Annotated in this window: 23 protein-coding genes, 1 tRNA gene and 2 pseudogenes; 16 read left to right on the forward strand and 10 right to left on the reverse strand. The window is 71.8% G+C overall.

Annotation, left to right across the window (positions count from 1 at the left end; genetic code table 11):
* The 5 genes from AB0K09_RS11370 to AB0K09_RS11390 form a co-directional block, all read left to right on the forward strand.
* On the forward strand, positions 1–2,000 hold a 2,000-nt coding region (locus tag AB0K09_RS11370; protein ID WP_366065093.1), incomplete at its 5' end, for an ATP-binding protein.
* Positions 1,997–2,518, forward strand: coding sequence for a roadblock/LC7 domain-containing protein (locus AB0K09_RS11375; RefSeq protein ID WP_366065094.1), 522 nt, complete (start codon positions 1,997–1,999; stop codon positions 2,516–2,518). The genes AB0K09_RS11370 and AB0K09_RS11375, both read left to right, overlap by 4 nt.
* Positions 2,515–2,940, forward strand: a complete 426-nt coding sequence (locus AB0K09_RS11380) for a DUF742 domain-containing protein (RefSeq protein WP_366065095.1) — start codon at positions 2,515–2,517, stop codon at positions 2,938–2,940. Before AB0K09_RS11375 ends, AB0K09_RS11380 begins: the two co-directional genes overlap by 4 nt.
* Positions 2,941–3,004: 64 nt before the next feature.
* Positions 3,005–3,601, forward strand: coding sequence for an ATP/GTP-binding protein (locus tag AB0K09_RS11385; protein WP_366065115.1), 597 nt, complete (start codon positions 3,005–3,007; stop codon positions 3,599–3,601).
* Between the two features lie 10 nt (positions 3,602–3,611).
* A complete protein-coding gene (locus AB0K09_RS11390) occupies positions 3,612–4,916 on the forward strand; it encodes a styrene monooxygenase/indole monooxygenase family protein (RefSeq protein ID WP_366065096.1) in 1,305 nt (434 codons plus the stop codon).
* Here the strand turns inward: AB0K09_RS11390 and AB0K09_RS11395 are convergent.
* From AB0K09_RS11395 to AB0K09_RS11410, 4 genes are all read right to left on the reverse strand, one after another.
* A complete protein-coding gene (locus tag AB0K09_RS11395) occupies positions 4,850–5,662 on the reverse strand; it encodes a hypothetical protein (protein ID WP_366065097.1) in 813 nt (270 codons plus the stop codon). The two genes, AB0K09_RS11390 and AB0K09_RS11395, sit on opposite strands and share 67 nt — an antisense overlap.
* Positions 5,663–5,782: 120 nt before the next feature.
* Complete coding sequence (locus AB0K09_RS11400; protein WP_366065098.1) at positions 5,783–6,052, reverse strand: hypothetical protein; 270 nt, start codon at positions 6,050–6,052, stop codon at positions 5,783–5,785.
* Positions 6,053–6,106: 54 nt separating this feature from the next.
* On the reverse strand, positions 6,107–6,898 hold the full coding sequence (locus tag AB0K09_RS11405) for a helix-turn-helix domain-containing protein (protein ID WP_366065099.1): 792 nt from the start codon (positions 6,896–6,898) through the stop codon (positions 6,107–6,109).
* Between the two features lie 455 nt (positions 6,899–7,353).
* On the reverse strand, positions 7,354–8,283 hold the full coding sequence (locus AB0K09_RS11410) for a diiron oxygenase (protein WP_366065100.1): 930 nt from the start codon (positions 8,281–8,283) through the stop codon (positions 7,354–7,356).
* Positions 8,284–8,477: 194 nt separating this feature from the next.
* Here AB0K09_RS11410 and AB0K09_RS11415 point away from each other — a divergent pair, with 194 nt between their 5' ends.
* Both AB0K09_RS11415 and AB0K09_RS11420 read left to right on the forward strand, forming a co-directional pair.
* Positions 8,478–9,584, forward strand: coding sequence for a ferritin-like domain-containing protein (locus AB0K09_RS11415; protein WP_366065101.1), 1,107 nt, complete (start codon positions 8,478–8,480; stop codon positions 9,582–9,584).
* 148 nt (positions 9,585–9,732) lie between these two features.
* Positions 9,733–10,590, forward strand: a complete 858-nt coding sequence (locus AB0K09_RS11420; RefSeq protein WP_366065102.1) for a polysaccharide deacetylase family protein — start codon at positions 9,733–9,735, stop codon at positions 10,588–10,590.
* A 132-nt stretch (positions 10,591–10,722) separates the two neighbouring features.
* Here the strand turns inward: AB0K09_RS11420 and AB0K09_RS11425 are convergent, their stop codons facing one another.
* Together AB0K09_RS11425 and AB0K09_RS11430 are read right to left on the reverse strand one after the other, a co-directional pair.
* Complete coding sequence (locus AB0K09_RS11425; protein WP_366065103.1) at positions 10,723–10,917, reverse strand: hypothetical protein; 195 nt, start codon at positions 10,915–10,917, stop codon at positions 10,723–10,725.
* Between the two features lie 185 nt (positions 10,918–11,102).
* A complete protein-coding gene (locus AB0K09_RS11430; protein ID WP_366065104.1) occupies positions 11,103–11,417 on the reverse strand; it encodes a hypothetical protein in 315 nt (104 codons plus the stop codon).
* A gap of 169 nt (positions 11,418–11,586) precedes the next feature.
* Between AB0K09_RS11430 and AB0K09_RS11435 the strand changes: the two genes are divergently transcribed.
* Positions 11,587–12,615: a helix-turn-helix domain-containing protein gene (locus AB0K09_RS11435; RefSeq protein WP_366065105.1), complete on the forward strand. Its 1,029-nt coding sequence runs from the start codon at positions 11,587–11,589 to the stop codon at positions 12,613–12,615.
* 56 nt (positions 12,616–12,671) lie between these two features.
* Here AB0K09_RS11435 and AB0K09_RS11440 read toward each other — a convergent pair whose 3' ends face one another.
* The gene (locus AB0K09_RS11440) at positions 12,672–12,899 is read right to left on the reverse strand and encodes a hypothetical protein (protein ID WP_366065106.1); all 228 of its coding nucleotides are present in this window, start codon (positions 12,897–12,899) and stop codon (positions 12,672–12,674) included.
* A gap of 359 nt (positions 12,900–13,258) precedes the next feature.
* On the opposite strand from AB0K09_RS11440, the pseudogene AB0K09_RS11445 reads away from it, so the two are divergent.
* The 3 genes and pseudogenes from AB0K09_RS11445 to AB0K09_RS11455 all read left to right on the forward strand — a co-directional run.
* Positions 13,259–13,399, forward strand: a pseudogene (locus AB0K09_RS11445) (DUF6083 domain-containing protein); the annotation flags it as partial.
* Between the two features lie 106 nt (positions 13,400–13,505).
* Positions 13,506–13,640: a hypothetical protein gene (locus tag AB0K09_RS11450; RefSeq protein WP_366065107.1), complete on the forward strand. Its 135-nt coding sequence runs from the start codon at positions 13,506–13,508 to the stop codon at positions 13,638–13,640.
* A 201-nt stretch (positions 13,641–13,841) separates the two neighbouring features.
* Entirely contained in the window at positions 13,842–14,690 is an 849-nt protein-coding gene (locus AB0K09_RS11455; RefSeq protein ID WP_366065108.1) for a hypothetical protein, read from the forward strand.
* Positions 14,691–15,544: 854 nt separating this feature from the next.
* On the opposite strand, the pseudogene AB0K09_RS11460 reads toward AB0K09_RS11455, so the two are convergent.
* Both AB0K09_RS11460 and AB0K09_RS11465 read right to left on the reverse strand, forming a co-directional pair.
* Positions 15,545–16,108, reverse strand: a pseudogene (locus tag AB0K09_RS11460) (creatininase family protein); the annotation flags it as partial.
* A 72-nt stretch (positions 16,109–16,180) separates the two neighbouring features.
* Entirely contained in the window at positions 16,181–16,603 is a 423-nt protein-coding gene (locus AB0K09_RS11465; RefSeq protein ID WP_366065109.1) for a hypothetical protein, read from the reverse strand.
* On the opposite strand from AB0K09_RS11465, the gene AB0K09_RS11470 reads away from it, so the two are divergent.
* Positions 16,594–16,872 (forward strand): hypothetical protein, encoded by a 279-nt coding sequence (locus AB0K09_RS11470; RefSeq protein ID WP_366065110.1) that lies wholly within the window; start codon positions 16,594–16,596, stop codon positions 16,870–16,872. The genes AB0K09_RS11465 and AB0K09_RS11470 overlap by 10 nt on opposite strands.
* A 149-nt stretch (positions 16,873–17,021) precedes the next feature.
* On the opposite strand, the gene AB0K09_RS11475 is transcribed toward AB0K09_RS11470, so the two are convergent.
* A tRNA-Arg gene (locus tag AB0K09_RS11475) sits at positions 17,022–17,093 on the reverse strand.
* Between the two features lie 163 nt (positions 17,094–17,256).
* Between AB0K09_RS11475 and AB0K09_RS11480 the strand changes: the two genes are divergently transcribed.
* The 4 genes from AB0K09_RS11480 to AB0K09_RS11495 all read left to right on the forward strand — a co-directional run.
* The gene (locus AB0K09_RS11480; RefSeq protein ID WP_366065111.1) at positions 17,257–17,688 is read left to right on the forward strand and encodes a response regulator; all 432 of its coding nucleotides are present in this window, start codon (positions 17,257–17,259) and stop codon (positions 17,686–17,688) included.
* Between the two features lie 66 nt (positions 17,689–17,754).
* Positions 17,755–18,570 carry an ArgS-related anticodon-binding protein NrtL gene (gene nrtL / locus AB0K09_RS11485; RefSeq protein ID WP_366065112.1) on the forward strand — a complete coding sequence of 272 codons (816 nt, stop codon included), beginning with the start codon at positions 17,755–17,757 and terminating at the stop codon, positions 18,568–18,570.
* Between the two features lie 13 nt (positions 18,571–18,583).
* On the forward strand, positions 18,584–19,984 hold the full coding sequence (lysA, locus tag AB0K09_RS11490; protein ID WP_366065113.1) for a diaminopimelate decarboxylase: 1,401 nt from the start codon (positions 18,584–18,586) through the stop codon (positions 19,982–19,984).
* 172 nt (positions 19,985–20,156) lie between these two features.
* On the forward strand, positions 20,157–21,176 hold a 1,020-nt coding region (locus AB0K09_RS11495; protein ID WP_366065114.1), incomplete at its 3' end, for a homoserine dehydrogenase.

Below are 21,176 nucleotides of genomic sequence, written 5' to 3' on the forward strand. Positions count from 1 at the left end.
AAGACCGGCAAGATCGTGGCTCTGTACGGCGGCGAGGACTACCTCAAGCACTACATGAGCAACGCCACGCGCCGGGACTACCAGCCCGCCTCCACGCCGCCGCCGAGGCCCGGCTGGACAGGCTCGCCGCCGCACCCCCCGCGGCGGCCGCCCCCGACCAGGGCTCCGCCGGCACCCTGCGCACCCTCCTCACCGCCCGCATCGACCGCCTGCGCGAGGTCGAGACCGCCCTCACCGCCGAGCGCTCCGCCCACCTCGACCGGCTCCGCGACCACGACCTCCAGGCCCTGCGGGTACGCGCCGGACTCGCCGCGCTGTGCCTGCTCCTGGCCCTCGGCGCGGGCGTCCACTCCACCCGGTCCGTCACCCGGCCCCTCGCCGGACTGCGGCTCGGCGCCCGCCGCGTCAGCACCGACCCGGCGGCCCGCGAACCCGTCTCCCTCAAGGGCCGTGACGACGAGTTCGCCGAGATCGCCCGCTCCGTCAACGTGCTGCACGGCACCGTCGTCCGGCAGCGCGAGCGCATCGCCCTCCTGGACGGCGAACGCACCCGGCTCGACGGCGCCCGCCGCGACCTCGCGCAGGAACGCGACGCCCTGCGCGCCCGCCACCACGAGCTCGCCGAACGGCTCGCCGGACTCACCGGCCGCGTGCACGCCACCTACGTCAGCCTCTCCCTGCGCACCCTCGGCCTCATCGAGCGGCAGCTGACGGTCATCGAGTCCATGGAGGCCAACGAGGCCGACCCCGACCGCCTCGAAACCCTCTTCAAGCTCGACCACCTCGCCACCCGCATGCGCCGCAACAACGAGAACCTCCTGGTCCTCGCCGGCGCCGAGCACGGCGGCGGCCACGCCGGGGCCGTGCCCCTGCTCGACGTCCTGCGCGCGGCCGTCAGCGAGATCGAGCGTTACGAGCGCGTGCGCATCCACTCCCTGCCCGCCCGCGCCCAGCTCGCCGGGTTCGCCGCCGACGACGTCAGCCACCTCGTGGCCGAACTGCTGGAGAACGCCACCGCGTTCTCCCCGCCCGACGTCCAGGTCCAGGTCTCCGGCTGGCTCCTGGAGAGCGGCGAGGTCATGCTCTCCGTCCAGGACGAGGGCATCGGCATGGCCCCCGAGCGGCTGGACGAGCTCAACTGCCTGCTCGCCCAGGCCGACCCCGACCCCCGCCGTCCCATGACCGGCGAGCGGCCCCCCGCCGACGGCGCCCCCGACGACCGCCCCGTCATGGGCCTCGGCCTCTACGTGGTGGCCCGCCTCGCGGCCCGGCACGGCGTGCGCGTCCAGCTGCGCGACCAGCGGCCCGGCGGCATCACCGCCGTCGTCGTCCTGCCCGCGCACCTGCTCCCCGCCGACGCCGCGGCCGTTCCCGACCCGGCCGCCGCCCCACCGGTCCCCGGCTCGGCCGGCGCCCCGCGCGTCACCATGCCGGGCGCCGACGCCGAGGCCAACTCCCATGTCCTGCCGGGACGTTCGTCCCGCGCCCCCGAGCCGGCGCGCCGCCCCCACCCGGCGGACGGCCCGGCCCCCCAGACCCCCCGCGCCCCCCACGACAGCGCGGAACCCCAGACCTCCGCGGTGTCCGAGCAGACCATGCGGCTGACTGTGCCGGAAGAGCTGCGGACACCCCCGCCCGCCCGCCACGCCCGCCCGGCCGTACCCCGCCAGGAACGCCCGCCCGCCGAACACCCGCCAGGCGGCCGGCCGGGCCCGGCCCTGCCCAAGCGCACCCCCAAGGCCGTGCCCCAGCGGCCCGCGCCGCTCACCGTGCGCCAGGGCGTGGACGCGGACGCCCTGCGCCGCAAACTCGCCGGCTTCCAGCAGGGCGCCCGCGACGGACGGCGCGACGCCGAGGCGGAAGCGGCCAGGGCCGCGGAGGAGAGCGAACGGGCCGCCGCGCGCGAGCGCATCCGCGGCACGGCGCGGGAGAGGGACCGGGACCGGCGCCGAGCGGGCGCACCGGACGAGGGCGGCACTGTAGAGGAGGCACGCGGTTGACTGCGTTTTCCCAGGGGGCGACGCCCGTCACCCCCGTCGGCACCACGGGCACCACTGCCTACGGGCCGAGTACCGAGGCCCGTGATCTGCACTGGCTGCTGAGCGACCTCGTCGAGGAGGTGCCCGGCGTACGGTCTGTCGCCGTCGTCTCCTCCGACGGGCTGCTGCTGCTCTCGTCCGACCCGGCACACCGGCCCGCGCCGGCCGCCGGCGAGGACGGGCCGGGCGGCTCGACCGCCGACCTCGCGACCATCGTCGCCGGACTGGGCAGCCTGACCACCGGTGCCGCCACCCTGATGGACGGCGGCACCGTCAAGCAGACGATGGTCGCCATGGACGGCGGCAGCCTGTTCGTCATGACCATCAGCGACGGCTCGCTGCTGGGCGTCCACGCCGCCCCCGACTGCGAGATGAGCGTCATCGCCTACCACATGGCGCTCTTCGTCGGCCGCGCCGGACACGTGCTGACGCCCGAACTCCGCAGGGAACTGCGCCGGTCCGTGGAGGCGGTCGGATGAGCCCCGCACGCGGCACGACACTCCTCCGGCCCCGCGGAGCCGTCCCCGCCGCACCGGGCCGCCGGACGGCGCGCGTGCGCCCGTACTCCTTCACCGGCGGACGCACCCGCCTGGGACAGGTGCTGCTCCTGGAGACCTTCGTCGCGGCACCGCCGGTGCTCGACGACGGGCCGGAACCGGTCTGCGCCGCCCACGCCGTGCGAGCCCTGCCCGAGATGCGCGCCATCGTCGGCCTCTGCCGCCGGCTGCGCTCGGTCGCCGAGGTCGCCGCGCTGCTGAAGATGCCGCTCGGCGTCGTGCGCGTGCTCCTCGGCGATCTCGCCGACCAGGGAAGGATCCGTGTCTTCGGCACCGGCCACGCCACCGGCCGGCCCGACCGCGCGCTGCTCGAAAGGGTGCAGAGTGGACTTCGCAGGCTCTGACACGCAGGCCCGCGCAACGGCGGCGGACGACGGCGCCGACCCGGCCGGAGCCCACCCGGACACCCTGTCCGAGGAGAGCCCCCAGGTCTGGCAGACCGACCGCTCCCGCGCCCCCGCCGCCACCAAGATCGTCATCGCGGGTGGCTTCGGCGTGGGCAAGACGACGTTCGTCGGCTCGGTCTCGGAGATCACCCCGCTGCGCACCGAGGCCGTCATGACCGTCGCCGGCGGGGACGTGGACGACCACACCGCCGTGCCGGACAAGGCCGTGACCACCGTCGCCATGGACTTCGGCCGCATCACCCTCGACGCCGATCTCGTGCTCTACCTCTTCGGCACGCCCGGCCAGAAACGGTTCTGGTTCATGTGGGACGACGTGGTGCGCGGCGCGATCGGCGCCGTGGTGCTCGTCGACACCCGCCGGCTCGCCGACTGCTTCCCGGCCCTGGACTACTTCGAGAGCGGCGGGCTGCCCTACGTCGTGGCCGTCAACCACTTCGAGGGCACCACCCGGCACGAGCCCGAGGTGGTGCGCGAGGCGCTGTCCCTGCCGGCGCAGGTGCCCGTCCTGGTGATGGACGCCCGCGAGCGCGTCACCGTCGTCGAGACCCTGCTGACCCTCGTCGGCCGGGCCCTGGACATCACCCCCGGGCGGAGCTGAGCACGGGCCGATGCGACGGATCCTCATCGTCGGGGCCGGCCAGTCCGGCCTCCAACTGGCGCTCGCGCTCCAGGCCAAGGGGTACGACGTCACCCTCATGTCCCACCGCACACCCGACGAGATCCGCACCGGGCGGGTCATGTCGACCCAGATCATGTTCCGCACCGCGCTCCAGCACGAGCGCGACTGCGGCCTGGACTTCTGGGAGGGCGTCGTACCGCGCGTCGAGGGCCTCGGCCTGTCCGTCGCGGGCGACACGGCCGCCGGCCCCCGCCGCCTGGTCGGCTGGACCGGCCGGCTGCGCGGCCGCGCCCAGTCCGTCGACCAGCGGCTGAAGATGGCCGGCTGGCTGGAGACCTTCACCGAGCGCGGCGGCCGGCTGGTGATCCACGCCGCCACCGTCGGCGACCTCGACTTCCTCGCCCACCGCTACGACCTCACGCTCGTCGCCGCGGGCAAGGGCGAACTCGTCTCCCTCTTCGCGCGCGACCCCGCCCGCTCGCCCTACGCCACGCCGCAGCGCTCCCTCGCGCTCGTCTACGTCCACGGCCTCGGCCCCTGCCCGGAGCACCCGGAGGCGGAGACGGCCCGCTGCACGCTCGTGCCCGGCGCCGGAGAGCTGTGGGTGATCCCCACGCTCACCACCTCGGGCCGCGCCGACATCCTCTTCTGGGAGGGCCTGCCCGGCGGCCCCCTCGACGTCTTCCACGGCGTCGATGGCCCCGGCGAGCACCTGGCCCGCACCCTGGAACTGCTGGAGCGGTACGCCCCGTGGGAGTACGGCCGCGCCACCGAGGTCGAGCCGACCGACGCGGGCGCCACGCTCACCGGCCGCTACGCCCCGGCCGTCCGCGACCCCGTCGGCCGGCTGCCCTCGGGCGCCCTGGTGCTGGGCGCCGCGGACGCCGTCGTCGTCAACGACCCGCTCACCGGGCAGGGCGCCAACTCCGCCGCCAAGTGCGCCGCCGCCTACCTCGCCGCCATCCTCGAACGCGGCGACGGGCCCTTCGACGAGGCGTGGATGCGCGCGGCCTTCGCCCGCTACTGGGAGTCCGCCCGGCATGCCACCCGGTGGACCAACACCATGCTCGCACCGCCGCCCGGCCATGTCCGCCGGCTCATCGACGCGGCGGGTGTGCTCCAGCCGGTCGCCGACCGGTTCGCCAACGGCTTCGACGACCCGGCCGACTTCGAGGACTGGTTCTACGACGCCGCGCGGGCCGAGGAGTACCTGGCCCACGTCGCCGCTCACTGCTCGGGCGCCTCCGCCGGCGCGCGGGACGGGACGGCCGGCGGTACGGCGCGCGGGAGGTGAGCGACCGGCCGTCCGCGGGGTGCCGCGGGTGGCCGGGGGCCCCGGGGGAGAACCACGGGGCGGGCGGTGAGCAGCCGGCGCCGGGGCAGATCCGTGTCCCGCTCCTCGGCCCGGCGCAGCTCGGCCAGCTGGTCGCCGGTCAGCGACGCCAGCAGCCGCTCCACCTCCGACAGCCGCTCCCGGACGGTGTCCCGCTGCCGCCTGCGGGCGGCGGCGAGGGTCAGCTGCTCGTTGAGCGCGTCCCTGGCCCGCGAGGCGAGCCAGGCCGTCCGCCGCTCGCCGTCCGACAGCCGGGCGAGGACGCCGGCCCGCCGCACGGCCTCGCGGTCCAGCAGGTGATCGCGGTCCAGCGCCTGCCGCGCGTCGGCCGTCAGCAGGAAGGCCAGGGCGGGGGAGAAGGGGCCGCCGTACGTGCCCCGGTACTGCTCCCGCGCGAGGCGCCCGGCCGCGTTGCGGCCGTCGTCGAGGGCGATCCGCGCGTCGGCCAGCTCCTCGTCGATCCGGTCCGCCTCGGCCCGTTGCCGGCGCAGCTTCTCGTCGATCGCCCGGTAGCTCTCGGCCGCCTCCTCCGCCCGCAGGTACAGCGCCCGCAGCCGGGTGAGCAGCGCGCTGACCGGCTGGCCGGGTGGCACGCCGGCCGGTACGGCCGGTACGGCCTGCGCGGGCGGCGCGGGGGGCAGGACGAGCGGGACGGCGGCGAGCAGCGCCGCCGCGCGGAACAGTCCCCGGCGCAGGCGTCCTGACACGGCTTCACCTCCGGTGGGCGGCCGCGGTCGCCGCCCGGGAGGATCGTGCCACGCGCGGTAGGACAATCAGCCGGATCCGGGTGTGCGGCACGGCCTCTCACCCCGGCGGCGGGCCGTCCGTCACCCGGCCGGCCGCGACCAGGGCCACCCGGGACGGCCGCCGGGCCGGCCCTCCGGGTCGTACTCGTACTTCCAGCCCTTCGGCAGCCCGAGCCGTCGCGTCGTGGCCGCCGGGACGCGCCGGTAGACCAGGACGACCGGGGCCCCGCCCTCCTCGTCCGGCACCGGGATCTCGTACGTCTTGGGCGGCAGCCCGTTGAGCCCGACGAGCACCGGCAGCACCCGCCCGTCCATGGGCCCGCCCACGAAGGGGGTCTTCTCGCTTCTCACGTCACCAGTCTCCGCCGGCCCCGGCGGCCCGCGCGCGGCGGGCCGGGGCCGCGGTCACAGCAGATGGGCCGCCGCGTCCGGGACCAGCGCGGAGAGCCGGCGGGCCAGCAGGCCCGCGGGGCCGTCGGCGGGCTCCAGGGCGAGCGCCGCGCGCAGCACGCCGGCCGTCTGCTCGTCGGCGGCGGCCGTCGCGACAAGGGCCGCCACGAACTGGTCGACCAGCCAGTCGCGCAGCTCCGGCGCCCTCGGCCGCCTGTCCTCGTCCAGCCAGATCAGCGACGCCGCCTCGACGGCCGCGAGCCACGTGCGCACCATCATCCGCAGCCGCCGCCCCGGGTCGGACTCGGTCAGATGCCGCAGGATCTGCTCGGCCGCCGCCCGGCGCACCTCGTCGACGATCGCGCCCGTCCGGGAGGTCTCCGCGACGCTGCCGCCGCGCAACAGGGCGCTGAAGCCGGTGGCGTGCTCGTCGACGAAGGCCAGATAGCGGTCGAGGGCCGCGGACAACCGGCCGGTGACCGGGCCGGCGTGCGGCTCGGCGAAGCACAGCTCCAGCTCGGCGGCGGCGCTGCGCAGGGCGGCCTCGTACAGCTGCGCCTTGCCGCCGGGAAAGTAGCGGTACACCAGCGGACGGGAGACCCCGGCCGCGGCGGCGACGTCGTCCAGCGAGACGTCCTGCGGCGCGCGGTGGGCGAACAGCCGCAGGGCGGTGGCTATCAGCTGGGCGCGGCGCTCGGCGACGCTCAGCCTGCGGTACGCGGGGCGGGCGGCTGCACGGGCGGTGGGGCGGTCGGCGGGACGCTCGGCCGGCGTCGAGGCCGTGGGGGCTGTTCCGCTGCCGTTCATGCTCCGCAGGGTAACGGCCGAAGGCCGCCCCGGCCGCCCTGACCTCGGGCCAAGGCCCTGCGCCACGGGGACGGCGGATCTTCGCCGGGGGCGTGGCCCGGTGCGGACACCGCCGGTCCGGCACGCCGTGGCCGCTCGCCGTCGCGGTGGGAGGGGAACTGCCCGCCGCAATGGTGAAGAGCCGCTACGGCGAGGGTCCGGCGGCTTGAGCGAGCCCCGGCCCACGCGCTGGCCGTGACCCGTCGGACAGGCTCCGGGCGGGGGCGCCCCCCGGGGTCTGGGGCGTGTCCGGCGGCTCTTCGCGGGCGGCGGCCCGGTTCGGACACCGCCGGTCCGGCACGCCGTGGCCGCTCGCCGTCGCCGCGGTGGAAGAACTGCCCGCCGCAACCCACGCGCTCGCCGCGATCCGTCGGACAGGCTCTGGGCAGGGCAGCCCGGGACCCTGCGCGGAGCGCTCAGGGCAACAGGCCGGAGCTCCGCCACAGTCTTCGGCCGGCGCCGCGCAGCAGTCCTGTCTCGTCCAGGAAGTCGGTCAGCCGGCGGGCGCCCGCCTGCATCACCTCGCGCCGGTGGCCGCTCGCCCGCACCTGGGCGACGGCCTCGCGCCGGTCCAGGCCGACCGCGGAGTAGACGGCGGGGTTGACGAACGCGACCGAGAAGACGCGGGCCGCCTGGCCCGCGCTGAGCCGGGTCAGCTCCGCCTCCCAGCGCGAGCACGTCACCATCTGGCGGCGCAGCTCCTCCCGCGCGTACCGCACGTGCCGCGCCTCCTCCACGACGTGGATCCGGGTGATGCCGCGCACCAGCGGCTGGACGCGCTCGTCGGGGAAGGTCAGCCGCTGCATGTGGTCGAGGATCTCCTCGCCCAGCAGGGTGCAGGCGAACGAACCGGGCGTGGTGGAGACGGTCTTCAGGACGCGCGCGAGGTTGTGGTGCAGCCGCGAGACGGGATAGGCGGGCGCGCCGCCCTTCTCGATCATGCGGGCGAACATCTTCGAGTGCCGGCACTCGTCGGCTATCTCCGTCAGTGCGTACCGGACGTGGGCGCTGGTCACCGGCATGTCGTAGATGTGCCGGGTCATCAGCTGCATCAGGATGATCTCGAACCAGATGCCGAGGGAGGCGAGGGCGGCTGCCTCGTGCCGGGCCAGGTCCATCCGCTGCTCCTCCGGCATGCGCCGCCACAGCGGGGTGCCGTAGAGGGAGACCAGCTCCGGGGGCCAGTACCACTTGCCCTCCACGGGCGGGGCGTCCCAGTCGAGCTCGGTGTCCGGGTCGAAGGAGTGCCGGGCGGAGGACGCCAGTAGCCGCTCGGCGACCCGCTCGCGGTCCTGCAGGGGGCCCAACGCGTCGTGGGGCGGGGGAGTTTGCGTGGTGGTCGTCATGGCGGACGCTCTCGTGAGTGGGTTACCCGAGGTCACCTCCTTATGAGACTGTGTGTCAGCAAGGACGTCAATCCCCCGGCGTCCGCCTTACCCGTCGGACGGAGCTCCCCGGCATTCCGGTGACCGCTCATTGACCGGTCGGTGACGCCGTGTGAGCCTGCCTTCACGGCTCGTCGTGGACTCAGGAGGTACCGATGACGAAACGGCCGACACGCGAGCTCTATGTGCACGACCCCGGCGAAACCGGCTGGGAGGTCCCCGCGGACGGCGCCGCCCGCTTCCACTGGGACTACGGGGACGGGCGTGAACGCCTCCTCGCCCTCTACCAGAAGGGCAAGGACAAGCAGTGGGACGCCACCCGGCGCATCGACTGGGACGCGGAGGTCGATCCGTACGACCCCCTCGGCGTCCCCGACGAGCACCTCGTGGTGCACGGCACCCCGCACTGGGACCGGATGGGGGAGCAGAACCGGCGCGAGATGCGCCGCCACTTCGCCTCCTGGCAGTTCAGCCAGTTCCTGCACGGCGAACAGGGCGCGCTCGTGTGCGCCTCGCGCATCGTCGAGTGCGTACCCGACCTGGACGCGAAGTTCTACGCGGCCACCCAGGCCATGGACGAGGCCCGGCACGTCGAGATCTTCAGCCGCTTCCTGCACGAGAAGGTCGGCATGGTCCACCCCGTCGAGGGCAGCCTGCGCGCCCTGCTCGACGACACCCTGCGCGACTCCCGCTGGGACCTGCCCTGCCTCGGCATGCAGGTGCTCATCGAGGGCCTCGCCCTCGCGGCCTTCGGCATGCTGCGCGACACCACGAACCGGCCGCTGCCGCGGCAGCTCCTCGCCTACGTCATGCAGGACGAGGCCCGGCACGTGGCCTTCGGCCGCATGGCGCTGCGCGACTACTACAAGGAGCTGACCGACGCCGAGCGCCGCGAGCGCGAGGAGTTCGTGATCGAGGGCTGCTACCTGATGCGCGACCGGCTGCGGGGCGAGCAGGTCCTGACCGACTTCGGCATCCCGGCCCGGGAGGCCGGTGAGCTCGTCGAGCGGTCCGAATTCCTTCAGCTGTTCCGCAGGTTGCTGTTCAGCCGGATCGTGCCGTGTGTGAAGGACATCGGCCTGTGGGGCGAACGACTCCAGCGGGCCTATGTGGACATGGGCGTCTTCGAGATGGGCGACTCCAACCTCGATCTGCTCATGGCCGAGGACGAGGAGATCGCCGAGCGGCTCGACGCCGAACGCTTCGCGGCCGAGGAGGAGGCCCGTCGCGCCGAGGTGGAGACGACGATCGCGGAAGCATAACGGCGGTGCGTTTCCGGCGAGTTTTCCATCGGAGTCGTGCGTCTTTTGTCGTGTTTCTGTGAGCGATGGCTCAGTACGGAACGGCTTGCGGTAAGTCGTCGTCTACCGGGGCAAGTACAGGGCAGATGCGCGAGGGAGTGGGAAGCTCATGGCTCGACAGTCCGCCCGCAGGAGGCACATCGCGATCGGGGCCGCGTCCGTCCTGGCGTTCGCAGCGGTGATATCGGGATCCCTGGCCGTGGCCGGCGAGGACGCGGGCAGCGCCTCCCGGGGCCGCGGCCCGGCCCAGGACAAGGGCGACCGTGCGCCGGGGGCCAACACCCCTGCCACGCCCGGCGCACCCGCCGCGCCCGGTGCACCCGGCGTGTCCGGTGCACCCGGCGCGTCCGCGCCGAGCGGCCCCGTGTCGTCCTCGATAGCCCATGAGACGGAGGGCGGCGGGAAGACGGTCGCCCTCACGATCGACGACGGCCCCGACCCGGTCTGGACCCCCAAGGTCCTGGCCGTCCTCAAGAAGTACGGCGCCAAGGCCACCTTCTGCATGATCGGCCCGCAGGCGAAGGCCCGTCCCGACCTCGTCAGGAAGGTCGTCGCCGACGGTCACCGCCTCTGCGACCACTCCGTCGACCACAACACCGAGATGGACAAGCGGTCCGAGGACTACCAGAGCCGGCAGATCCTCGACGCCCAGAAGATGATCAGCGAAGCGGCCGGCGGCGCTCCGGTCTGTTACTACCGCGCACCGGGCGGCGCCTTCACCCCCTACAGCCGCGGCGTGGCCGCCGCCCACGGCATGCGGCCGCTCGGCTGGAACGTCGACACGAACGACTGGAAACGGCCGGGAACGCAGGCCATTGTCGAGACGGTGAAGAAGGAGGTTCCGAACGGCCCGATCGTGCTCTTCCACGACGGCGGAGGCGACCGGAGTCAGACGGTGGCCGCGCTGGAGGAGATCGTTCCGTGGCTCAAGGCGGAGGGATATGTGTTCGCGTTTCCCAAGGTCTGAGAAGTCCGCGAACTCGGTGCGAAGTCCGTGCGAAGTCGGTGCGAAGTCGGCGCGTCCAGTGGGCCCTTGCCGAGGCCCGGAAATTGCCGGGCGCAATTCCGTCACCGGTGACCGGACCGGTGCCCGCGCGGCTTACTGCCAGCCCATGGACTGCCAGCCCATGGAGGGGTCCGCGGGCGTGTCGGACTGCACGGTCTGAGTCGTCCGCGCGGTGCCGGCGACCGGGTCGGTCGCCGTGTCGGCGTGGGCGGCGGCGGGGACGAGGGCGGCGGAGCCGAGCGCGAGGGCGAGGACCGCGGTGGCCTGGGCGATACGGATGCGGATCATTTCGAAGTCCTTCCGGAGGGCCCTTCCAAGAGGGCGACGTGTCCGTGGCGTGGCCGGTCCCGGCCTCCCGCGGTGAGGCCCTTCCGGCTGTCCGCCAGCCGTTCACCGGCTGACACGTCTTAGCTTCGTCCCAGGTCAGGGGGGTTGGAAGACCAGATCGGTGGACCGATTGGGCCGTGACCGGATCAGTCCAGCCCGGACGACGGCAGGTCTTCGTAGAGCGTGAGCAGCGGGACCTGGGCGCTCACCAGCTCCCAGCCGGACAGCTCCGGGCAGCGCTCGACGGCGCGCCGGCACACCCCGGCCGCCCGCGCCTCCGCGTCCTCCAGTCGTTCGGCCAGCACGTACAGCCCCAGGACGGGATGCGGCACGGCGTGGGCATGGGTCACCACGTGTTCGATGCGGTCGAGGGGATCGGCCTGGGAGAGAACCAGCGCGCCGGCGTGAACGGGAAATTCCGCTCTCCGTGGCCCGCGCAGGCTGGCGTGCACGAGATACATGCCGACCACTGTTCCAACGCGTTCCGTGCAACGACCAGACGAATAAACGGAACGGTTTGGTCCATGGCCGCTTCCGGCCACGAACGGAAGCGGATCTGGCTACTCGGCCGGGTAAAAGGCATGCAATGATCGAGAGGTTGTTGAGGGGCGAGTTGCCGGGGGGCCGACAATGCTGGACACGCTGGGACTGGACGCCAGATCCGAGCGGGTCTACCGCGGGATGCTGGCCATACCGGGTGCGGGAGTGGCCGCGTTGGCCGAGCACCTGGGTATGTCCGAAAGCGATGTGCGACACGGACTCGACATCCTGAGCGAGCTGTCGCTGGTCCGTCCCTCGGCCGAGCGCCAGGGCGAGTGCCGCGCGGTCTCGCCCGAGATCGGCCTGGACATCCTGATGTCCCGCCAGCAGGCCCAGCTCGCGGCGCAGCAGCAGCGCCTTGAGGAGTCCCGCGTCGTCGCCGCGCAGCTCATCGCCGAGTACGCGGACCAGCGCTCCACGCACGCCTCCCTGGGCGGCGAACAACTCGTGGGCCTCGACGCCATCCGCGACCGGCTCGCCACCCTCACCCGCGACGTGCGCGAGGAGGTGATGGCCTTCAGCCCCGACGGCGCCCAGACCGAGGACAACCTGGAGGCCGCCCGCCCCCTCGACCGGCAACTGCTGGGCCGCGGCGTGCGCATGCGCACCATCTACCTCGACAGCGTGCGCAACAGCCCCGCCAGCGTCACCTACGCACAGTGGCTCACCGACCTGGGCGGCCAGATCCGCACGGTGCCGTCCCTCCCCACCCGCATGATCATCATCGACCGCGCGACGGCGGTCCTCCCCGTCAACAGCGAGGAGACCGCCGCCTGCGCGGTCGTCCTGACCGCCCAGGGCATGCTCACGGCTCTGTGCGCCCTGTTCGACAACGTCTGGTCCACCGCCCAGCCCCTGGGCGAGGCCCCTGCCCGCGACGACCTGGGCCTGACCGGCCAGGAAGCCGCCACCATCCACCTCCTGGCGGAGGGCCGCACGGACGACGCCATAGCCAAACGCCTCGGCGTCTCCCAGCGCACGGCCCGCCGCATAGCGACGGCCCTCATGGAACGCCTGGGCGCCCGCAGCCGCTTCGAGGCGGGCGTCCTGGCCGTCCAGGCGGGCTGGCTCCCCTACCAACCGATCCGCCCGGCGGGGCGGGGGACGACGGGGGAGTGACGGGGGCGGTTCCCGCCCCGTTGTGCGCCTACCGCCGACGAGCTTGGTGGAGCTGATCACGCAGGGCCCGAATCGGCCTGTGCGATGCGGCGGCCGTGCTCGGCAGCTCGTAGCAGCGACTGGGCTACCCGTTCGGCGTCGTCCGGGTGCAGGAGGATTTCCTGGGTCCACAGCACTGACAGTCGTACGGTGCCGTTCAGCATGTTCGTTGCTACGTCCACCTCGACGCCGTTACCGGTGGCATCGGTGACCTTCAGATCCAGATCGCTGCTGTAGGCGCTCATGCGACTGAGCATGCCCGAGGCTCGACTTCAGGTACGAGGCTGGGCCCTCGTCGCAGGCGTCTGTCTCGCGACTCACGGCCTGTGACCGCCCGGGACGGCTTGCCCGGTCCCTCCGCACAGGGTTACCCGGGATTCCAGGTACGCCCTCTTATCGACGGGCGCCTCACCGAACCGGCCTGCTCAGTGGCCACCGGCTGTCGAGCCGTGGGCTTCGTCGTGTCTCCGCCACGTTTCCTCGGCCGGTAGTTGCCGGTTGTACCTGCCGCGCCGTATTGCGTTTCATCAGCGCAGGACTGCCCCAGCTATCCCGTCTGGTCTGCGCTCTACGCACCGGCCGCCGAGCTGCCGACCCTCGTCCCATGGGGGCTTTGGAGAAGACGCCGCGTCGGCTGGGCAGCGGACAGTCGCGCTGCCCGTACTGCGGCCTACCGCAGGATCGGGTACCGACGCTTGAGCATGACTGGGTGATGTTGGAACCGGACATGGCTCCACTGGCTCACACGGTGCCGGCGGAGCACCGGTGGATCGAGCTGTCCGATGGACGGGTGACCGTCTACGGGGTCCGCCTCCCCGGATCAGTTCCAGCGGTGCCGAATCGAGCACCGCTTGGCCTGCCCGGAGCAGCCACTGCCGGATCTGTGGCCGTGGCTGACGGCCCTGCGAGGGGAAAACGCGCGGCAGGCGGAACGGAACGAGCCGGAGCCGCCTTCGCCTCCTGAGCGGTGGCCGGACGCGGGCTGATGGGCACTCGGGAAGCGCCCTGGCCGACCAGGGTGAATGCGTGCCCCCGGCCGGATTCGAACCTGCGCACGCGGCTGCGGAGGCCGTGTTGAACCCGGCTTCGACGATTGGGCCGGACTTGGGCAGATGCGGCAATGGGCCGAAGCGGCAGCCAGGCTCACGCGCCACTCACTCGGGCCGGGTCTGAGAAGCCAGGCCAGGATGGCTGAACTACCCGCATTGCTCAGATCGTCCGTCCATGGCAGCTCGGGTCAGTCATGGAGCGTTCAAGACGAAATTTACCCCGCACCGATCATGACTACTGGCTACGATACGCGTGTGTGTGCAAACAGTGGATGGTGGCTCACTGGTGATTTGAGTGATCTCTTCATCGACGGGCGCGGCACCGCCGGTCTAAGTGATCAAGACATCGTTATGAAGATGCGCGCCGAAGAGTCCTTTAGGCATGCGGAATACCGGCTGGATAATTTTCGCGTCAAGTATGACCTTGTCGACGGCGTCCTCGCTCTGAAAAGGGCTATGCAAGTGCGTCTAGAGCACCTGGATCAACTTTATTCTCTCAGGAATTTTCCTGGAGCTAGGCAGCGTGGATGGTTAGGGGTCCTGGAGGACCTCGGGTTGGTTCGCCAAAGGATGCTTAGGCGCATGAATCGATTGAGGAATGCTGTTGAGCATGACGGTGCAGAGCCTCCATCTCTTGATGAATGCGAAGACTATCGAGAGGTGGTGTGGTGGTTTTTGAAGGCTACCTCTGGCATTCTGGAGCGCCCCGTTGACTACTGCTTCGACTGGCTAGGGGCTCGCGCGACCTGCGATCTATCATTCGACTCATTTTCGGTAGAACTCATAGGGAACTTTCTCCCAGAAATGCTGTCGACGGAGTGGATCGATGGATGGATTGAATTGAAAGTCCAGCCCGCTGTGGCGGTAAAGTTCAAGGAGGAGGAAACCCCGATCTATGTCGCGGACACTGGTCATTTCTACGTCTGCGCGACGATATCTGGGGCCGGTGCCTTGCCATTCCTGCGAGCAGCGCTTAATGACTGGTAATGCGTAGTAGGAGAGTATTGCCGTAAGAAGGAAGCCGCTGCCGCGGCTATGACCTTGCCTGGCTCCGCCGGGAGAGGGCTGTGGCTTCCATGGTGGCCCTCCGGCTGTGTGTTCGCGCTGGAGCATGAGAGGCCGCCCTTCGTGTTCCAGCCCTTCGGGCTGGGGAGCTGCCGGACACCGGACAGTGGAGCGGAAGTGCAACGGCTCGAGGGCTCATCGGTCCCTACGAGCGCGCCGGCCACGATTGAGTCTGCTTAGGTAAGTCGCGTACGCCTGTCACCGCTGGGGTGCCCACGTCACCCTGCATAAATGGTCAAGGTTTCCTGGGGCCCGCGTCCTTCCCGTTGCGCTCAGATGTAGCGGTCAGGACGTGGGGCAGTGCCGTGGGAGTCTAGGCATGAATCGCGGCAGTCAGGCGAGCGACGCACAGCACGAGCCCCTCCCTTGATCGTCCGTAGTTTGGGCAACAGTCGGTTCACTCTCATTCGTCGCAAATATCGGCATGTCCGCTTGGGGTGTCGCCTGGTTGGCTGGGGCGATCGCCCTGATCGCTGTGCTGAGCGCCTTGGGTTTCGCCGCGGCCGCCTGGGTGCTCTTGTTCACTGGGTCCGCTGATCAACGACGGAACAGCGCGCGCACGCTGCTGTCTCACCTTCCGTTCTTGCGCCGGTAGAGCTGCACGCAAGGTCGGTGGAGCGGCTCTGGGCGGGAGCTGCCACGGCGAGAGATCACGGACACGTAAGCTTCTGGCGCGTCAGGCAGTCTGGGGGCCTGCCCGTTAAATAACCCTCCACCGCCGGGAGCGTGGCTGGCGGCCGGTCCGAAACGGGGCGTAGACAGGAGCGTCGGCCCGGAGGACGGCCCCGCCTTGTCGCGCTGTAGCCGGCCATACCCAGAGTCAGCAAAAAACGGCGTTCGCCGCCGTCATGGTCGGTTGTCTCGTAGCCCGGGCGTACGAGGAGCGGTTCCGCGTGCAGCAGGATGGACGTCTCGATTTCGCCCGCGTGCATGTCGCTATGGGCGTCGGATGTCAGGCCGGCGTGTTCGCGGGCGCGGCGCCAGTCGCTGCTCAGCGGGAAGAGCGACATCCGCGGTTCGACGACGTTCGCCTCCTGGACGATGTTCGAGAGCACGTAGTTGCCACCGTGGCCGTTGACGATGACGAGCTTCCGAATCTCCGAGCGCTCCAGTGACTGCCGGATGTCGTCCACCACTGAGTACAGCGTCCGCGCGCTGATGCTCACTGAGCCGGGCCACGTCCCGTGCTCGTGGCTACACGACACCGTGATCGGCGGAAGGACCAGCACCGGGTACTGAGTCGCGAGCTCGCGCGCGATGATGCAGGCGATCGCCGTGTCCGTGATCAGCGGCAGGTATGGACCGTGCTGCTCGAACGACCCGACGGGGAGGACGGCGACGCTCGGGGCTTGCTCCTGGACATCGGTGGTGGCGTCGGCAGCAGGTTCACGAGGCTCCTTCGAGCGGCAGGCTCAGGCACTTCTCATAGTGCCCAACCTGCGGTTCAACTCCGCAACCTCCACCAGCTTCCGCCAACGCGCAAGGTGCCCTTGAAGCCTGAACAGCTCGTCCCGGATGCGCGCTGAGCCTGTCGCCCTCGCTATGTCGATCGCCTGGAGGGCCGCCGCATGGGCGTTCTCCATGTCTTCCGCCAGGGCGTAGGCGGAGGCCAGTCGCGCCAGGCACAGGCCCCGGTCGCGCTCCTGCTCCTCCGGCCAGTTCTTCAGGCTCTCGACGAACGTCGGGATCGCCGCCTCCGGCCGGCGGAGTGGGACGCAGCACGTCGCCGCTTCCATTTCGACGTACAACGGCGTGCAGTACATGGCGAACCTGTCGTCGTCGCCGACACCTCGTTCGGCAGCCTCTCGGGCCCGGTCGAGCGTGCATGCGCGCACTCGTCGGCCTCGCCGAGAAGGGACTGGGCGTTGGCAAGGGCTCGCAGAACGATTGCCTGAACCCGGTGAGGCAGCCTCCCCAGGTTCCGGGCGGCTGCATTGGCGAGGCCGATGCCGTGGCCGGCCTGCCCGGCCTCGGCTGCGATGTTGCTCCGGCGCTGAAGGGTGTAGGCGCTGACGATCGGGTCGTCCAGTTCCTGTGCGTAGAGGAGGACAACAACAGGAAGATCGAGAAGGCCATGGGGTGGGACCAAGAGCCGGGCACCTGACCGTCGGTCGCCCGACGCGGCTCACGCGCCACTCACGCGTAACCAGCGACAGACAACGACAAAGCCCCGGACTCAGTGGGACTGAGTCCGGGGCTTTGTTGTCGGCATCCGCCCTGGTCATCCTCGGAACGTTCCTAGGATGCGGCGAGTGCCCCCGGCAGGATTCGAACCTGCGCACACGGCTCCGGAGGCCGTTGCTCTATCCCCTGAGCTACGGGGGCGTGTCTCCCGCTCGCGGCCTGCGCTCGCGGCGACGGGTAGAACATTACCAGCTCCGGGAGGGTGTCCGGCAACAGTGATCGAAAACGTGGGAGCGCTCGCTCGCGCGGGGTGGAAGTGGGGAAAAGCCGGACGCGGGGAGGTGGGCGCCCCTACTCTCGGGGTGTGCCTGGCTTGTCCGGCCGGGTCCTTGTTGTCGACGACAACAGGGTCATCCGGCAGTTGATCAGGGTCAATCTCGAACTCGAAGGGTTCGAGGTCGTGACCGCGGCCGATGGTGCCGAGTGTCTGGAGATCGTGCACCGGGTGCGGCCCGACGTGGTCACCTTGGACGTGGTGATGCCCCGGCTCGACGGGTTGCGGACGGCCGCGCGGCTGCGGGCCGATGCGCGGACGCGGGACATACCCATCGCGATCATCAGTGCGTGCACGCAGCCGGAGCTGGACGGCGGGCGGGCCGCGGGGGTGGATGCGTTTCTGGCCAAGCCGTTCGAGCCGGCCGAGATGGTGCGGTTGGTGCGTCGGCTGGTGGGGGATGCGGTCGGGGGGCCGGAGGCTGCCGCGCCCGGGGTGGACGCGCGTAGCGCGCCCGCCTAGCGTCACCCGCGCCCGGGGCCGCCGCTCCGACGAAGCAACCGCCGGCCAGGCTCTAGGCTTGCCCCTGTGACCCCCGCCGATCTCACCCGCACCGTGTTGCACACCGTGCGCCGTGCCGTGGAGGCAGCCGAGCTGCCGGACGCCGTGCCGACGCGGGTCACCGTCCGGGTGCCGCCCCGGCCGGGGTGCGGGGACTACGCGACCAACGTCGCCCTGCGGCTGGCCCGCGAGACCGGGCGGCCCGCCCGGGAGATCGCCGAGGTGCTGGGCCGGCGGCTCGCGCGCGAACCCGGCATCGCCCGGGTCGAGATCGCCGACCCGGGATTCCTCAACATCACGCTGGACGGGGGATCGCACACCGAGCTGGTGGGGGAGCTGCTGCGGAGCGGGGCGAACAGCGAGCCGCTGGGCCTCAGGCCGCCCGCCGCGCTCACCGCTCGGCTCGGCGCCGACGCCGCCCGCTGGAGTCTGACGTGCCCGCCCGGCACCGACCGTGCCGGGCTCCTCGTGCAGCGGGAGAGCAACCCCCTCTTCCGCGTCCGTTACGCCCACGCCCGCACCCGGGCGCTGCTGCGCAACGCCGCCGACCTCGGGTTCGCCCCCGAGCCGGGGCCCTACGGCGAGGACGAGAGCACGCTGCTCGGCACGCTCGCCGACCACGAGCGCGTCACCGCCGCCCGCGCGCCCGAGCGGCTCGCCCGGCATCTGGAGCGGGTCGCCGACGCCTATCTGAGATGGCAGGCCGAGTGTCCCGTCCTGCCGCGCGGGGACGAGAAACCCTCGGCCGTCCACCGAGCCCGGCTGGCCCTCGCCGAGGCCACGGGCACGGTGCTCGCCGACGGCCTGCACCAGCTCGGCATCACCGCACCCGCACATCTGTAAGGGGATCGCCACCATGAGCCGTTCCGCCCACCCCGCCGGGCCCCGCTACGCCGACGTCCTTCCCGAGGGGCGTTCCGTAGGAAGCACAGTGCCGCCCGCCGACCTCAACGCGCTCGACGCGCGCGTGTGGTCCCGAACCGTCGCGCGCGCCGGGGACGGCGTCGTCACCGTCGGCGGAATCAAGGTCACCGACCTGGCCGAGGAGTTCGGCACGCCCGCCTACTTCCTCGACGAGGACGACTTCCGTGCCCGCTGCCGGGCCTGGAAGGAGGCGTTCGGCGAGGACGCCGACGTCTTCTACGCCGGCAAGGCCTTCCTCTCCCGCGCGATCGTGCGCTGGCTGACCGAGGAGGGCCTCAACCTCGACGTCTGCTCCGGCGGCGAACTGGCCACCGCGCTCGCCGCCGGCATGCCCGCCGAGCGCATCGCCCTGCACGGCAACAACAAGTCCGCCGAGGAGATCACCCGCGCCGTCGAGGCCGGGGTCGGACGGATCGTGCTCGACTCCTTCCAGGAGATCGCGCGCGTCGCGCACATCGCCGAGCGGATGGGCAAGCGCCAGCGCGTGCAGATCCGGGTGACGGTCGGCGTCGAGGCGCACACGCACGAGTTCATCGCCACCGCCCACGAGGACCAGAAGTTCGGCGTCCCGCTCGCCGGCGGCCAGGCCGCCGAGGCCGTGCGGCGCGCGCTCAAGCTGGACGGGCTGGAGCTCATCGGCATCCACTCCCACATCGGCTCGCAGATCTTCGACACCTCCGGCTTCGAGGTCGCCGCGCACCGCGTCGTCGGCCTGCTGGCGCAGGTGCGGGACGAGCACGGCGTCGAGCTGCCCGAGATCGACCTCGGCGGCGGGCTCGGCATCGCCTACACCTCCGAGGACGACCCGCGCGAGCCGCACGAGATCGCCCGGGCGCTGCGCGAGATCGTCACTCGCGAGTGCGCCGCCGCCGGTCTGGCCGTGCCGCGGCTGTCCGTCGAGCCCGGGCGCGCGATCGTCGGGCCGACGGCCTTCACGCTGTACGAGGTGGGCACGGTCAAGGAGCTGCCGGGCCTGCGGACATACGTCAGCGTGGACGGCGGCATGTCCGACAACATCCGTACCGCGCTCTACGACGCGGAGTACTCCGTCGCGCTCGTCTCCCGTACCTCCACCGCCGGGCCGATGCTCTCGCGCGTGGTCGGCAAGCACTGCGAGTCCGGCGACATCGTCGTGCGCGACGCCTTCCTGCCCGCCGACGTCGCCCCCGGTGACCTGCTGGCCGTGCCCGCCACCGGCGCCTACTGCCGCTCGATGGCCAGCAACTATAACCACGCGCTGCGCCCGCCCGTCGTCGCGGTGTCCGACGGCGCGGCGCGGGTGATCGTCCGTCGGGAGACGGAAGAGGACCTTCTCCGGCTCGACGTCGGCTGAGTCGCGAACGAAGAGCGAACGAAGAGCCAACGAAGAGCCAACGAAGAGCGAACGAAGTCCCGCGGGCGTCCGCCCGCGGGACAAAGATCTCGGATACTGGACGGGGGGCGGAAAGCCCCCGTTCGGTGAGTGAGACTGTGCAGTACCGAAGAAGTAGAGGAAACGAGGTCGGATGATGCGTACGCGTCCGCTGAAAGTGGCGCTGCTGGGCTGTGGAGTGGTCGGCTCAGAGGTGGCGCGCATCATGACGACGCACGCGGACGACCTCGCGGCACGCGTCGGAGCCCCGGTCGAGCTGGCCGGCATCGCCGTCCGGCGTCCCGACCGGGTGCGCGCGGGCGTGCCCGCGGAGCTGGTCACCACCGACGCCACCGCGCTGGTCAAACGCGGTGACATCGACGTGGCCGTGGAGGTCATCGGCGGCATCGAGCCGGCCCGGACCCTGATCACCACCGCCTTCGAGCACGGCGCCAGCGTGGTCTCCGCGAACAAGGCGCTGCTCGCCCAGGACGGTGCCGCCCTGCACGCCGCCGCCGAGGCCCATGGCGCCGACCTGTACTACGAGGCCGCCGTCGCCGGCGCGATCCCGCTGGTCAGGCCGCTGCGCGAGTCCCTCGCCGGCGACAAGGTGAACCGCGTGCTGGGCATCGTCAACGGCACCACCAATTTCATCCTCGACAAGATGGACTCCAGCGGCGCCGGCTACTCCGAGGCGCTCGACGAGGCCACCGCCCTCGGCTACGCCGAGGCGGACCCGACCGCCGACGTCGAGGGCTTCGACGCCGCCGCCAAGGCCGCGATCCTGGCCGGCATCGCCTTCCACACCCGGGTCCGGCTGGACGACGTCTACCGCGAGGGCATGACGGAGGTCACCGCGGCGGACTTCGCTTCCGCGAAGCAGATGGGCTGCACCATCAAGCTGCTGGCCATCTGCGAGCGCGCCGCCGACGGCCGCTCGGTCACCGCGCGCGTGCACCCGGCGATGATCCCCCTCAGCCACCCGCTGGCCTCGGTCCGCGAGGCGTACAACGCGGTGTTCGTCGAGGCCGAGGCCGCCGGCCGGCTCATGTTCTACGGGCCCGGCGCGGGCGGCTCGTCTCACCGCGGCCTACGGCGCCGTCACCCCGCTCCATCTCCACCCGGACCTCGTGGGCAGCACGATGGAACGGCTCGGCCGGCTGGAGGACGACCC

This window comes from Streptomyces sp. NPDC049577 (assembly GCF_040675635.1).
Classification (GTDB): Bacteria; Actinomycetota; Actinomycetes; order Streptomycetales; family Streptomycetaceae; genus Streptomyces.

Coding starts and splice junctions, on each gene's coding strand:
- AB0K09_RS11380 (WP_366065095.1), top strand. CDS start 2,515: ATGAGCCCCGCACGCGGCACGACACTCCTCCGGCCCCGCGGAGCCGTC.
- AB0K09_RS11390 (WP_366065096.1), top strand. CDS start 3,612: ATGCGACGGATCCTCATCGTCGGGGCCGGCCAGTCCGGCCTCCAACTG.
- AB0K09_RS11405 (WP_366065099.1), bottom strand. CDS start 6,898: ATGAACGGCAGCGGAACAGCCCCCACGGCCTCGACGCCGGCCGAGCGT.
- AB0K09_RS11410 (WP_366065100.1), bottom strand. CDS start 8,283: ATGACGACCACCACGCAAACTCCCCCGCCCCACGACGCGTTGGGCCCC.
- AB0K09_RS11415 (WP_366065101.1), top strand. CDS start 8,478: ATGACGAAACGGCCGACACGCGAGCTCTATGTGCACGACCCCGGCGAA.
- AB0K09_RS11420 (WP_366065102.1), top strand. CDS start 9,733: ATGGCTCGACAGTCCGCCCGCAGGAGGCACATCGCGATCGGGGCCGCG.
- AB0K09_RS11425 (WP_366065103.1), bottom strand. CDS start 10,917: ATGATCCGCATCCGTATCGCCCAGGCCACCGCGGTCCTCGCCCTCGCG.
- AB0K09_RS11430 (WP_366065104.1), bottom strand. CDS start 11,417: ATGTATCTCGTGCACGCCAGCCTGCGCGGGCCACGGAGAGCGGAATTT.
- AB0K09_RS11435 (WP_366065105.1), top strand. CDS start 11,587: ATGCTGGACACGCTGGGACTGGACGCCAGATCCGAGCGGGTCTACCGC.
- AB0K09_RS11440 (WP_366065106.1), bottom strand. CDS start 12,899: ATGAGCGCCTACAGCAGCGATCTGGATCTGAAGGTCACCGATGCCACC.
- AB0K09_RS11455 (WP_366065108.1), top strand. CDS start 13,842: ATGGCTGAACTACCCGCATTGCTCAGATCGTCCGTCCATGGCAGCTCG.
- AB0K09_RS11470 (WP_366065110.1), top strand. CDS start 16,594: ATGCGCGCACTCGTCGGCCTCGCCGAGAAGGGACTGGGCGTTGGCAAG.
- lysA (WP_366065113.1), top strand. CDS start 18,584: ATGAGCCGTTCCGCCCACCCCGCCGGGCCCCGCTACGCCGACGTCCTT.